Here is a 12,293-nt window from a genome sequence, read left to right on the forward strand (position 1 = left end):
CCTCGCGGGGGGATCGCTCGCTCGGCTTCGACTTCTGAACCTTGAATGAGGAGAAGGACGGCGCAATCTCAGCGGGGCTTGATGAGCCCTTCGGTCGGGCTGGAGGCCGTGGCGTAGAGCTTCTTCGGGATCCGCCCGGCACGGGCCGCGAGCCAGCCGGCCTCAATGGCCAGGCGCATCGCGTGGGCCATGCGGAAGGCATCCTCCGCGCCGGCGATCCCGGTGTTGAGCAAGACGCCATCGCAGCCGAGTTCCATCGCAAGGGTCACGTCACTGGCCGTGCCCACGCCGGCGTCGACGATAACCGGATAGTCGGGGTCGTCCTGCTTGAGATCCTCGAGGATGATCCGGATGTTGTTCGGGTTGAGCACCCCTTGGCCGCTGCCGATCGGGCTGCCGGCGGGCATCACGCTCGCGGCCCCTTCGGCTTTGAGCCGACGGGCCATGATGGGGTCGTCGCTCGTGTAGCAGAGGACCTCGAAGCCCTCCTTCACGAGCACGCGCAGGGCTTCGAGCGTCGCCACGGGGTCGGGCAGGAGGGTCCTCGTGTCGGCGAGGACCTCGAGCTTGACCCAGTTCGACCCGGGGTTCTCGAGCCCTTCAAGCAACTCGCGGCCGAGCCTGGCCGTCCTCAAGGCCTCATCGGCCGAGAAGCAGCCGGCCGTATTCGGGAGGATCGTGTAGCGCCTGGGGTCGAGGAAGTCGAGGATGTTCCGCCCTTCCTTGTCGAACAGGCGCTCGCGGCGGACGGCGACGGTGACGACCTCGGTCCCGCTGGCATCGAGGCATTCTCGCATCAATTCCAGCGTGCGATACTTGCCCGTGCCGACGAGGAGCCGGCTCGTGAAGGTGTGCGAGCCGATCGTCAGCGGGGGGATCTCGGCCGGCGTGGGGGCTCCGCCGCCGACGAACGTGACGACCTCGAGGACGTCGCCATCCTTGATCGCCGTCTCCTCGTGCCGCTTGCGGGTGACGAGGTCGCGGTTGAGCTCGACGGCCACGAACGCCGGCTTCACGCCCATCTGCTGGAGCAATCCGGCCACGGTCAACGTGTCCGGGACCTCTCGGCTCTTGCCGTTTAGCGTAATAATCACGATCCGTCCCGTCGGCTGACGTGGTGGCACGAGGCCTTATGTATTCCAAAGGGCCAGGGACGCTGTGGCCCTGGTTCTCGACGCCTGTCCATCATAAGGAGCTGCGACATTTTCGGTCAAGGATGCGGCCGGCCCCGGCCACGAGGGGGGTCAAACCCCGTAGAGCCCGCGCTGATGGCGGCGGATCTGGAAATGGCAGAGCGCCACCGCGCAGGCGTCGGCGACGTCGTGCGGCTCCGGCAGGCAATTTAGGCCGAGCTCGAGCTGCACGGCGTGCTGCATCTGGGCCTTGGGGGCCTTGCCGCTCCCCGTCAGGGTCTTCTTGATCCGGGAGGCGGCGTAGCCGAAGACGGGCACGCCCTGCTGCTCGGCCGCGAGCATGATGACCCCCCTCGCGTGGGCCATGATGATGGCCGTGCGCGGGTGCTTGACGTGGCTGTGGACCTGCTCGAGGGCCAGTGCGTCGGGGGTGAACGCCTCCAGGATCTCGACGATCCCCTGGTGGAGGACGTTCAGCCGTCCGCTCAGGCTCGCGTTCGCGCTCCGAGGGCGGATCACCCCCGCCTCGACCACGTAGGCCCCCGAGGCGCAGGGTGCGACGACGGCATAGCCGGTCACTCCCAGGCCAGGGTCGATCCCGAGGACCCGGCCATGGGTCGCTCGGGTTTCGTCGGCAAAGGGGTTGGCCTCGGAACGAGTCATCACGCGGTCCTTTCCCTGGACGACGACGAGAGGAGCAAGGGGCGTAGGCTTACCGGCCTTCGATCTTCCAGGCGGTTCCATCCGGGCGGTCTTCGAGGGTCACGCCCAGCTCCGTGAGCTTGATGCGGATCTCGTCGGCGAGCTTGAAGTTCTTCTCCTTGCGGACCTGGGTCCGGAGCTGGACCAGAAGGTCGAGCAGGGGGCCGGTGAGTTCGTCGCGGCTCGCTTCTTCCTTCTTCAAGGGCTCGCGGAAGAGGCCGAGGATCGCGGTCAGCTCGCGGACGACCACCACGGCCTTGCGGTAGTCGGCCAGGGCTTCCTGATCACGGGAGGCGATGCCATTGGCGAACTTCTTCAGGGTGTGGTTCAGCTCGTAGAGCTCGCCGATGGCCCCGCCGGTGTTGAAGTCGTCGTCGAGCGCGTCGAGGAAGCGCTGACGATGCTCGCCGACTTCCTTGAGGAAGGGGGACGAGCCGGGGTCGAACTCGGAGCGAGTCTTCGGGGCCTCGAGGTCGTAGAAGCTGGTGCCGGTCAGCTTCTCGAACTGCTCGAAGGTCTTGTAGAAGGACTGCAGGCCCCTGGCGAGCTCATCGAGCCGCGACGGGCCGTAGTCGATCGGGCGGCGGTAGTGGCTCGTCAGGAAGAGGGCCCGGAGGGTGTCCGGCTCGTGCGACTTGAGGAGGTCGCGCATCAGGACGATCGTGCCCGGATCCGACTTCGAGATCTTCTTGCCGTCCTTCGTCAGCAGGCCGTTGTGCAGCCAGTAGGTGGCGAAGGGCTTGCCCGAGAAGCACTCCGACTGCACGACCTCGTTCTCGTGGTGCGGGAAGACGAGGTCGAGGCCGCCGCCGTGGATGTCGAAGTGCTCGCCCAGGATCTTCATGCTCATGGCGGAGCATTCGATATGCCAGCCGGGACGGCCGGGGCCCCAGGGGGAATCCCAGAAGGGCTCGCCGGGCTTGGAGCTCTTCCAGAGGGCGAAGTCGCCGGGGTGCCGCTTCAGCGAAGTCGGCTCGATCCGGGCGCCCGCCTGGAGTTCCTCGGGGTCGCGGTGGCTGAGCTTGCCGTACTCGGGGGCGCGGGTGACGTCGAAGTAGACGTCGCCGTTCGACGCGTAGGCGAAGCCCTTGTCGATCAAACCCTGGTTGATGTCGATGATCTCGGCGATGTGCTCGGTGGCCCTGGGCATCTGGTCGATGCCGTTGACGCCGAGGGCGTGCAGGCAGTCGAGGTAGTCGGCCGTGACGCGCTCGGCCAGTTCCTTGACGGTGGTGTTGTCCTTCTGCGCCTGGACGATCAGCTTGTCGTCGACGTCGGTGATGTTGACGACCCAGGTGACCTCGAAACCGGAGTAGACGAGGTAGCGCTTGATCGTATCAAAGATGACGGGGCCGACCATGTGTCCGATGTGGCTCTCGGAGTACACGGTGGGGCCGCAGACGTACATCCCCACCTTGCCGGGGACCACCGTCCGGAAGTCTTCTTTCGACTGCGAGAGGGTATTGTAGACTCGGAGCGCCATGTGTCTTCGAGGCGTGTGCGACACGCCGTTCTCCGCGGCCTTGAGCCGTCAGTGCCTTCGGATAGTAGATCAGCGGGGAGAGAGCAGGACGACCGCCTCGCAGGAGATCGCCTCGGATCGTCCGATCGGCCCGACGAGTTCCCCGGTCTTCGCCTTGATATTCACCGCGCCCGGGTCGAGCCCGAGGAGCCTCGCGACGTTCTCGCGCACGCGTGCCTTATAGGGCCCGAGCTTCGGCTCCTGGGCGTGGACGATCACGTCGCAGTTCGAAGGCTGCCAGCCCGCAAGCCGGACCCGATCGAGCACCTCGGTGAGGAGCTTCGAGCTGTCCAGGCCCTTCCACTGCGGGTCGGTGTCCGGATAGAGCTCGCCGATGTCCCCGAGCGCCGCGGCACCCAGCAGGGCGTCCGAGACGGCGTGAAGCACGACGTCCGCGTCCGAATGGCCCACGAGCCCTCGAGGATAGTCGATGGTAATGCCGCCCAGGATCAGCGGCCGCCCCTCGGCGAGGCGATGCGTGTCGTGCCCGATACCCACTCGCACTAAAGGATCCCCGATCAGCTCTGCGATGTTACGACCTGCCAGGCCCGATCCGAACGATCGGGCCAACTCGGCAAAATGGTATCGTTTCTTCTCAAACGACGCTATCCCCGCCGAGTGCCCCGAGACCGATCGTGGTTCCCATTCGTCGGGGTATTCACCTCGTCAGGGCCCCAAACTCATATCTGTTTGTACAGAGAGTCGGCTCGGGGCCTCCAAAACTTAGGTAAAACTTCGAAAGCAGTTCCCATTTCTTCCCTGAGTCAATGTAGATTTGGGAAGAAAAGGCGCTTTCCTACACTGTTGTTCAGTGGTTTGCGGTCTCGTGGCAAGACTTGAGAAAAATTTAAAAACTGATTCGGTAAAGACTTGGAGTAATTGATCGGTCCCGGACGTCGATGTCGGCACACTTCGTGCTTTACTTTAATCCCGTCGCGACGAGCTGAGAAAGAAAGTCGCGACACCTGAGTCACAAAGGTCTTCCCATACTGGGTTTAGCTATCCATCACGGAGGTTGCCATGCTGGTCCTGAGCCGCAAGCTGAACGAGAAGATCGTGATCGACGGGAACATCGTGATCACCGTGGTCAAGATCGACCGCAACCAGGTCCGCCTCGGCATCGAAGCCCCCGGCCAGATCCCGGTCTACCGCGAAGAAATCCTGCCGCTGACCCGCACCGAGAAGGAAGAGACGGAACTGGCGATCTGCTCCTGAGCGTCTCGTCCCGTCGAGATGAATGCGATGGCGCTATTTGGGAATGAGCATCCAGGTTGAGGAGGAGGAATTCGCCGACTGGCCTCGGGGGGTTGAATCGTTTAACGTTTGTCGAACCATCTCGGTTCTTCACCTTTCCTAGAGGCAATGGGTCGGGGAGTTACTCTGATGACGAATCGACCGGATTCGGATTTCGACCGACGCGGATTCTTGCAGACGGGTGCTTTGGCGACCGCCTCGGTACTGGCGGGAGCCCAGGGGAGCCAGGCCGCTCCTGACTCGGCGAAGAAGCCGATGATCCCTCGCCGCCCACTCGGCAAGACGGGCGTGGATGTGACCATCCTGAATCAAGGTACGTGGCAGAGCCCCGGGCTCGACCGCTTGCTGCGGTTCGCGTACGCCAGCGGCATCCGCTTCTTCGACACGGCCGACTGCTATGGGTCCGAACCGGCCATCGCCCGCTGGCTGCAGGCCATGCCGGAGGTCCGCAAGGAGATCTTCCTCGCGACCAAGGACCATCCGAGGAGCCCTCGGGATCTGATCCCGATGCTCGACAAGCGTTTGAAGACGCTCCAGACCGACTACGTGGATCTCTTCTATATCCACGGTATCGGCCCGGGCGAGTATGGGCAGGACTCCCTCAACTGGCCGAAGAGCAAGGAACTGAAAGAGGCGATCGAGGCCATCAAGAAGTCGGGGAAGGCTCGATTCGTCGGATTCTCCTGCCATGACGAGAGGCGAGCCGATTACGTCCAGGCGGCCGCGGACGGCGGCTTCATCGACGTGATCATGCTCCAGTTCACCGCCTGGCTGCCGAAGAACACCGCGCTCAACAAGGCGCTCGATGCCTGCTACAAGCGGGGTATCGGCCTGGTTTCGATGAAGCAGGTCGCGGGGCAAGACAAGATCCTCGAGACGGTCCCCAAGCGGATCCCGAGCCTCAAAGAGAAGGGGCTTTCTCCCTACCAGGGACTCCTGCACGCGATCTGGTCCGACGAACGGATCACGTCGTGCTGCGTCTCGATGCGAAACACCGACCAGATCCGCGAGAACAGCATCGCCGCCAAGAACTTCGAGCCCTTGAATCAGGCTCAGATCAAGGAGTTGCGCGACGCCTGCATCGCGGCCGGACCGACCTTCTGCGCCGACTGCGACGGCCGTTGTGCCCGCGCGGCGGGGACCAAAGCCTCACTCGGAGACCTGACGCGGCTCATCACCTACCACGACCACTATGGTTATCGTGGCGAGGCGCGAAGGCTCTACTCCAAACTCTCGGAAACTCAGCGTGATTGGTCGGGGGCCGACCTCGAAGCTGCGCAGACCGCCTGCCCCAATCACCTGAATTTTGCGAGTCTCATGCCCAGGGTGGATAAACACCTCGCCTGAACGGCGATCACCATCACGGTGCGAACATGAACTCGCTCGACGAAGGCGGCCCGGCAATGCCCGGGCCGCCTTCGTTTCGTTTTGGTTGAGGCGTTCCTAACAGATGCTTTCCTTCATGGCATGCGGATCGGATTTTTCTTGAGTTTACCGGGGATCGTCGACATAGTACCCGATGGCGCGAAGCGTGCCTTGCTCGTTCGCGGGCCCTGTTCCACCGCACGTTTCAGCCGAGGCCGAGGCGATGACGCATCGACGTCCGTAACGGAGCGGGCGCGAAATGTCTTGAACAAGGCTGGCGATCCATGGGTAAGAACATCTACGTCGGAAACCTGCCATACGACACCACGCAAGACGACCTCGTCCAGTTGTTCCAGACCTATGGGACGGTCACGAGCGGGCAGGTGATCATCGACAAGTTCAGCGGACGGAGCCGAGGCTTCGGATTCGTCGAGATGGCCAACGATGATGAGGCCAACACCGCCATCGAAAATCTCAACGGTTCTCCCTTCGGGGGGCGCCCCCTGACCGTGAACGAAGCCCGTCCCCGCGAAGAACGTAGCGGAGGCGGCGGGGGATACGGGGGAGGCGGCGGTGGACGTGGCGGTTATGGGGGCGGTGGGGGGAGCCGCGGCGGTTACGGAGGAGGAGGATACGGGGGCGGTGGCCACGGAGGTGGCGGCTCCCGAGAGTCCGGTTACGATCAATATTGAATCTCCGGCCACTTTTCCGATTTCGGATCTGGCTTTCGGCTTCAATCGCGATATAATCTTGATCTGGGTCGATAGAAAGGGAGGGCCGTGCGCCGGTTCTCCCTTTTCCTATTGCAAGCGTTCATTGGGAGAGCCTTCGCTGGCCACTCTGGAAGGAAACGGGAGGTTTTGCCTGTGGTGAAGTTACGGGTACGTTCCGGCGAGTCGATTCAGGAGGCCGTTCGTCGCTTCCGAAAGCTGTGTGAGCGCAGTGGGTTGCGTAAAGAAATGCGACGCAAGGCCTACTATGAGAAGCCCAGCGAACGGCGCCGCCGTGAAGAATTGAAGCGCCTTCGCAAAGCTCGCCAGGCCGCCCGAGTCTGAGTCGAACTCTCAGGCTTTCCGCGGGACAGATCTCCCGGCTCGTGACGCTCGGCGTGATTCACGCCTTGAGACGTCCCGAGCCGGTTGTCGTTGGTGGGCCATCGTTTCGAGCTACGAAATTGGCAAAAAAAGAGGCGTCGCCCGAGATGGACGACGCCTCGAGGATCTTTCGGCACTAATGGCTTGCGTCAGACATCGATCTCGCGCGTGATCTCGGTGCGCGCCGGGTACTTCTTGCGGATCGGCTCGACTTCGCTCGCAATGAACTCGGTCACCTGCTCGGGCGAACGCCCGACGAAGAGGGCCGGGTCGATCGTGTCCTTGTAGTTGATCGATGGGAAGGCGGGATCCGCCGTCAGGCGCTCGATCAGGTCGTTGTCCCGCGCCCCTTGCTTGAGACGCGCCGCGGCGTCGAGGGAGTGGACCCGAATCCGCTCGTGCAGGACCTGCCGGTCGCCCCCCGCCTGGACGGCCGCCATGAGCAGGTTCTCGGTGGCCATGAACGGCAGTTCCTCGGTGAGGTTCTTCTCGATCACCGGCGGGTGAACGACGAGACCGGGGACGACATTCAGGTAGAGGCTCATCAACGCATCCGCGCCCAGGAACGCCTGGGGCAGGGTGAGCCGGCGCACCGCGCTATCGTCGAGCGTCCGCTCGAGCCACTGGGTCGCGGCGGTCTGGCCGGCGACCGGCTGGAGCCCCATCACGAATCGGGCGATCGAGCACATCCGCTCGGCTCGCATCGGGTTGCGCTTGTACGCCATCGCCGACGACCCGATCTGCTCCGACTCGAACGGCTCCTCGACTTCCCGTTCGTGGGCCAGGAGCCGGAGGTCCGAGCCGAACCGATGGGCGCTCTCGGCGAGCGCGGAGAGGCTGCTGAGGACGAGGGAGTCGATCTTCCTGGTGTACGTCTGGCCCGAGACCGGGAGGATCTCATCAAATGAGAAGGCCTCTGCCACCCTGCGATCGAGCTCGTGGACCTTGGCGTGGTCCCCGTCGAAGAGGGCGAGGAAGCTGGCCTGCGTCCCCGTCGTCCCCTTCACCCCCAGGAACTTCAGGTCCTCGATCCGGCGCTCGATTTCGTGATAGTCGAGGATCAGCTCATAGCACCAGAGCGTTGCACGCTTCCCGACCGTCACGAGCTGCGCGGGCTGGAAGTGGGTGTATCCGAGGCACGGCTGGGACTTCCATCTTTCCGCGAACTTCGCCAGGCCGTCGATCGCAGCCACGATCTGATCCCGGAGGAGCCGCAGGCCGTCGCGGAGCAGGATCAGGTCGGTATTGTCGGTGACGTAGCAGCTCGTCGCGCCGAGATGGATGATGGCGCGGGCCTCGGGCGCGGCGTCGCCGAGCGTGTAGACGTGCGCCATGACGTCGTGACGCAGGCGTTTCTCGTGGGCCTTGGCGACCTCGAAGTCGACGGATTCGACCTTCGCCTCGAGGGCGTCGATCTGGGCCTCGGTGATGTTCAGGCCGAGTTCGCGCTCGGCCCGGGCGAGGGCCACCCAGAGGCGTCGCCAGGTGGAGAACTTTCGCTGCGGGGACCAGAGCGCGGACATCTCGCGGCTGGCGTAGCGGGCGATGAGGGGATTGTCGTACTGCAGGTGTTGGCTCATATCAAATTCCGTCGCGACCGCTCGAGGCTCGGGTCGTCTGCTTGGGGGACCTCATCGAAATTGGCAGGGCAATTCATGCGTTGCGGAAAGACAAATGCGGATGGGCGCGGGGTGAGTCTCGCCGCATCCGTGGGCGTGGTTGCGGGCTCCTGAACCTCAGATCCCGCCGAGGACGCGGGCCCTGCCGACGCGGGAGATGGCGAGCATGAATGCGGCCGTGCGCATGCTGGTCGACTTGCGTTGCGAGAGGTCGTAGACCTTGTTGAAGCTCTCGACGAGCTTCGTTTCCTGCTCGCGCTGGACCTGCTCGAGCGACCAGCGGAAGTGCTGGAGGTTCTGGACCCACTCGAAATAGCTGACGATCACCCCGCCGGCGTTCGCCAGGATGTCGGGGACGACCGGGATGCCGCGGGAGTGGAAAATCTCGTCGGCCTCGGGCCAGGTGGGCCCGTTGGCGGCCTCGACGATGATCTTGGCCTGCACGGCCTTCGCCATCGTGGCGTCGAAGACGCCGCCGAGCGCCGCGGGGATGAGCACGTCGACGGGCATGGTCAGGAGCTGCTCGTTCGTGCTCGCGTCGCCCCCCTTGAACCCGATGACCTTGCGGTCCGTGGACACATGCTTGTCCAGCTCCGGGATGTCGATCCCCTCCGGATTCGTGACGGCCCCATAGGCGTCGGAGACCGCCACGACCTTCCCTCCCGCGTTATGGAGGAATCGGGCCGTGAAGCTGCCGACGTTGCCGTAGCCCTGGATCGCGAAGGTCGAGCCGGCGATCTCCTGCTTGAGCCGGTTGAGGATTTCTCGGGTCACGATGAAGATACCGTAGCCCGTCGCCGCCTCGCGCCCCGCGGAGCCGTGGAATTCGACGGGCTTCCCGGTGACGCAGGCCGGGTGGAACCCGTGGAACTTGGAGTATTCATTCATGATCCAGGCCATGACCTGGGCGTCGGTGCCGACGTCGGGCGCGGGGATGTCCTTGTCGGGGCCGATGAAGTCGTGGATCTGCAGGACGAACTTGCGCGTGAGGCGCTCGAGCTCGCCCCGGGAGAGCTTGCTCGGGTCGCAGTTCATCCCCCCTTTGCCGCCGCCGAAGGGGAGGTCGACGACCGCCGTCTTCCACGTCATGAGGCTGGCGAGCGACCTCGCCTCGTCCTGGTCGACGTGCGGGTGGTAGCGCAGGCCTCCCTTGAAGGGCCCGCGCGCGTTGTCGTGCTGGACGCGATAGCCGATGAAGTTGCCGATCTGGCCCGAGTCCATCTCGATGGTGACCTCGACTCGCAGCTCACGATCGGGGGTGATCATGAGCGTGCGCATGTTGTCGGTCAAGTCCATCAGCGACGCGGCTCGATCAAAATAGAAGTTCGTCGCTTCAAAGGCTTGCATCGAACGGTCAACCCAAGGTTAATGGAGTCGGTACGAAGGGCCGAATCCAGGCCCGATCGTAACGGACGCGACATCCAGGTCGCAATGGCCCTGGAACCCACCCACGAGCGAGCCAATCGTCGAGCGAGCGGGCCTAACCGGCCCTGATCCTCGGAGGCTCGCGACCTCTTGCACGACGCGAAGGGAATCAATGGTACGCCGTCCCTGGGTGCTTGCCGAGACCAACTACGGGCAGATCAAGTCGCAGCCCCCCTTCGAGGTGGCGGTTTTCCCCCTGGGGGCGACGGAGCCTCACAACCTGCATTTGCCCTATGGTACGGACACGTATCAGGTTTGGGAGGTCGCCGAGCAGGCCTGCGCCAAAGCTCACGGACAGGGCGCACGCGTCGTCGTGCTGCCGGCCCTGGCCTACGGGACCGAGACGAACCAGATGCGGTTCCCGATGGCGATGAACCTCAATCCCTCGACCATCGCCAAGGTCATCACCGACGTCGTCGAGTCGCTCAGCACCCACGGCGTCCGCAAGTGCCTGCTCCTGAACGGGCACGGCGGCAACGACCTCAAGTGGATCCTGCGCGAGCTGCACACGAAAACGGATGTCCACCTCTTCCTGGCGCATTGGTACAAATTCGCCTCGGACAAGCACGCGACGATCTTCGAGGACGCCGGCGACCACGCGGGGGAGATGGAGACGAGCATGGGCCTCGCCCACTTCCCGGACCTCGTCGACATGGAGGCGGCCGACCCTGGCACGATGGCCCCGACCCGCATCGAGGCAATCAACAAGGGCTGGCTCGAGATCACCCGACCCTGGCACCTCCTGACGACCAACTCGGGGGCGGGCAACCCGTACCCGGCGACCGCCGAGAAGGGGAAGGCCCTGACCGAGATCGTCGTCGATCGGCTGGCCAAGGCCCTGGTGGACCTCGCCAAGAGCCCCATCGACGAGAAATTCCCCTATTAAATGGTGAGGGGAAGACGCGAGCCCGCCGGTTTTCCCTCGAGACTTGAACGAGCCTGGCCTGCCATGACGCGAACGTTGACGCCTCGACCCGCCCTTCGACTCTCCCTCGCCCTGGCCTCCCTGCTCTTTGTCGGGTGCCGGGACCGCGAAGCTGCCCCTGAAAAAGGGAAGGCCGAGACGAAGGCGGCCGAGCACATCACCACGACGACCAAGTACAAGCTCGTCGGCGTGGTCCGCAGGGTCGACCGGGCGTCCGGGCAGGTGACCATCGCCCATGAAGCCCTCCCCGGCTTCATGGGGGCGATGACGATGCCCTTCACCTTGAAGGACAAATCCAGCCTCGAGGACGTCCAGCCGGGTGACTCCGTCGAAGGGGGCCTCGTCGTCATAAAGGAAGACGACGTGGTGAAGGACTACGAGCTGAAAGACCTCGTCGTCAGCAATCCCGCCACGGAGCCGCCCAAGGAGGAAACCCCGTCGGGCAGGGGAGTCACCACCCCCGAGCGGCCGAAGCGACTCAATGTCGGCGAGGAAGTCCCCGACTTCGAGATGACGACGCAGGACGGCAAGCCCTTGAAGCTCTCGGAGCTCCGGGGGAACGTCGTCGTATTAACTTTCATCTACACGCGATGCCCCTTGCCGAACTTCTGCCCGATGATGGATCGCAAGTTCGGCGGCCTCGCGGAGAAAGTCGGAGCGATCCCGGCGCGGGCCGATCGCGTCCGCTTGCTCTCCGTGAGCTTCGACCCCGAGCATGACACGCCCGAGATCCTCCGGAAGCATGCGAAGGTCCAGGGGGCCCATCCCCCGCTCTGGACCTTCGCCGTCGCCTCTCACCCCGAACTCGAGAAGGTCACGCCACGCCTGGGGCTCATGTACGGGCCCACAGCCAACGAGATCATCCACAACCTCTGCACGGTCGTCATCGACGCCGATGGCAAGGTCGCCCGCCTGGACGTCGGCACCGAGTCCAACAAGTGGCAGCCCTCCGACCTGCTCGGCGTGATCACCCGGCTCCTCAAATCGGAACCGGCCACGCCCGCCGCGGAGCCCGTGACCCCGGCCAAACCCTCCCTCTGACGATCGCTATGTCGAGACGGGCAGGGGGACGAGGCTCTCGGCGAGCCCCCGCAGTCGAGCCCGCGTATATCAACCTTCTCGACCAAACTTGGCGAGATAGCACTTTGCTCAAGCTGCGAAAGACATGCGGCACCTGATCATTTGATTCCGCCGGTATACTACGTCGGATCTGGTGAAATCCCGATCAAGGTCGGAAAACATTCACATCTCAAA

The 12,293-nt window shown here is 64.0% G+C and carries 12 protein-coding genes; 6 read left to right on the forward strand and 6 right to left on the reverse strand.

Features of this window, described 5'->3' with window-relative positions:
- Window positions 1-68 precede the first annotated feature (68 nt).
- From thiS to ispF, 4 genes are all read right to left on the reverse strand, one after another.
- Window positions 69-1,094, reverse strand: a complete 1,026-nt coding sequence (gene thiS, locus ACOYYX_RS13375; protein WP_422930401.1) for a sulfur carrier protein ThiS — start codon at window positions 1,092-1,094, stop codon at window positions 69-71.
- 150 nt (window positions 1,095-1,244) lie between these two features.
- A complete protein-coding gene (gene ruvC / locus ACOYYX_RS13380) occupies window positions 1,245-1,796 on the reverse strand; it encodes a crossover junction endodeoxyribonuclease RuvC (RefSeq protein ID WP_422931623.1) in 552 nt (183 codons plus the stop codon).
- Window positions 1,797-1,845: 49 nt separating this feature from the next.
- Entirely contained in the window at window positions 1,846-3,318 is a 1,473-nt protein-coding gene (gene cysS, locus ACOYYX_RS13385) for a cysteine--tRNA ligase (protein ID WP_422930402.1), read from the reverse strand.
- Between the two features lie 69 nt (window positions 3,319-3,387).
- Window positions 3,388-3,861: a 2-C-methyl-D-erythritol 2,4-cyclodiphosphate synthase gene (ispF, locus tag ACOYYX_RS13390; RefSeq protein WP_422930403.1), complete on the reverse strand. Its 474-nt coding sequence runs from the start codon at window positions 3,859-3,861 to the stop codon at window positions 3,388-3,390.
- A 516-nt stretch (window positions 3,862-4,377) separates the two neighbouring features.
- Here ispF and csrA point away from each other — a divergent pair.
- The 4 genes from csrA to rpsU all read left to right on the forward strand — a co-directional run bounded on the left by csrA (window position 4,378) and on the right by rpsU (window position 7,031).
- Window positions 4,378-4,572, forward strand: coding sequence for a carbon storage regulator CsrA (gene csrA / locus ACOYYX_RS13395; protein WP_422930404.1), 195 nt, complete (start codon window positions 4,378-4,380; stop codon window positions 4,570-4,572).
- 168 nt (window positions 4,573-4,740) lie between these two features.
- Window positions 4,741-5,958 (forward strand): aldo/keto reductase, encoded by a 1,218-nt coding sequence (locus ACOYYX_RS13400; RefSeq protein ID WP_422930405.1) that lies wholly within the window; start codon window positions 4,741-4,743, stop codon window positions 5,956-5,958.
- A 302-nt stretch (window positions 5,959-6,260) separates the two neighbouring features.
- Window positions 6,261-6,668, forward strand: a complete 408-nt coding sequence (locus ACOYYX_RS13405; protein WP_422930406.1) for an RNA recognition motif domain-containing protein — start codon at window positions 6,261-6,263, stop codon at window positions 6,666-6,668.
- Window positions 6,669-6,842: 174 nt separating this feature from the next.
- Complete coding sequence (gene rpsU, locus ACOYYX_RS13410) at window positions 6,843-7,031, forward strand: 30S ribosomal protein S21 (protein ID WP_026012078.1); 189 nt, start codon at window positions 6,843-6,845, stop codon at window positions 7,029-7,031.
- A gap of 188 nt (window positions 7,032-7,219) precedes the next feature.
- Here the strand turns inward: rpsU and purB are convergent, their stop codons facing one another.
- Complete coding sequence (gene purB / locus ACOYYX_RS13415) at window positions 7,220-8,650, reverse strand: adenylosuccinate lyase (protein ID WP_422930407.1); 1,431 nt, start codon at window positions 8,648-8,650, stop codon at window positions 7,220-7,222.
- A 156-nt stretch (window positions 8,651-8,806) separates the two neighbouring features.
- On the reverse strand, window positions 8,807-10,036 hold the full coding sequence (locus ACOYYX_RS13420; RefSeq protein WP_422930408.1) for a Glu/Leu/Phe/Val family dehydrogenase: 1,230 nt from the start codon (window positions 10,034-10,036) through the stop codon (window positions 8,807-8,809).
- Between the two features lie 190 nt (window positions 10,037-10,226).
- Here ACOYYX_RS13420 and ACOYYX_RS13425 point away from each other — a divergent pair, with 190 nt between their 5' ends.
- Together ACOYYX_RS13425 and ACOYYX_RS13430 are read left to right on the forward strand one after the other, a co-directional pair.
- A complete protein-coding gene (locus ACOYYX_RS13425) occupies window positions 10,227-11,000 on the forward strand; it encodes a creatininase family protein (protein WP_422930409.1) in 774 nt (257 codons plus the stop codon).
- A 63-nt stretch (window positions 11,001-11,063) separates the two neighbouring features.
- Window positions 11,064-12,080, forward strand: coding sequence for a copper-binding protein (locus ACOYYX_RS13430; protein ID WP_422930410.1), 1,017 nt, complete (start codon window positions 11,064-11,066; stop codon window positions 12,078-12,080).
- Window positions 12,081-12,293: the final 213 nt, after the last annotated feature.

Origin of the sequence: Singulisphaera chitinilytica (genome assembly GCF_049331405.1) — a bacterium.
Taxonomy (GTDB): domain Bacteria; phylum Planctomycetota; class Planctomycetia; order Isosphaerales; family Isosphaeraceae; genus PoT.

What these genes read in the sequence shown, in the direction of transcription:
- ruvC (WP_422931623.1), bottom strand. Translation starts at nt 1,796, where the DNA reads ATGACTCGTTCCGAGGCCAACCCCTTTGCCGACGAAACCCGAGCGACC.
- cysS (WP_422930402.1), bottom strand. Translation starts at nt 3,318, where the DNA reads ATGGCGCTCCGAGTCTACAATACCCTCTCGCAGTCGAAAGAAGACTTC.
- csrA (WP_422930404.1), top strand. Translation starts at nt 4,378, where the DNA reads ATGCTGGTCCTGAGCCGCAAGCTGAACGAGAAGATCGTGATCGACGGG.
- ACOYYX_RS13400 (WP_422930405.1), top strand. Translation starts at nt 4,741, where the DNA reads ATGACGAATCGACCGGATTCGGATTTCGACCGACGCGGATTCTTGCAG.
- ACOYYX_RS13405 (WP_422930406.1), top strand. Translation starts at nt 6,261, where the DNA reads ATGGGTAAGAACATCTACGTCGGAAACCTGCCATACGACACCACGCAA.
- purB (WP_422930407.1), bottom strand. Translation starts at nt 8,650, where the DNA reads ATGAGCCAACACCTGCAGTACGACAATCCCCTCATCGCCCGCTACGCC.
- ACOYYX_RS13420 (WP_422930408.1), bottom strand. Translation starts at nt 10,036, where the DNA reads ATGCAAGCCTTTGAAGCGACGAACTTCTATTTTGATCGAGCCGCGTCG.
- ACOYYX_RS13425 (WP_422930409.1), top strand. Translation starts at nt 10,227, where the DNA reads ATGGTACGCCGTCCCTGGGTGCTTGCCGAGACCAACTACGGGCAGATC.
- ACOYYX_RS13430 (WP_422930410.1), top strand. Translation starts at nt 11,064, where the DNA reads ATGACGCGAACGTTGACGCCTCGACCCGCCCTTCGACTCTCCCTCGCC.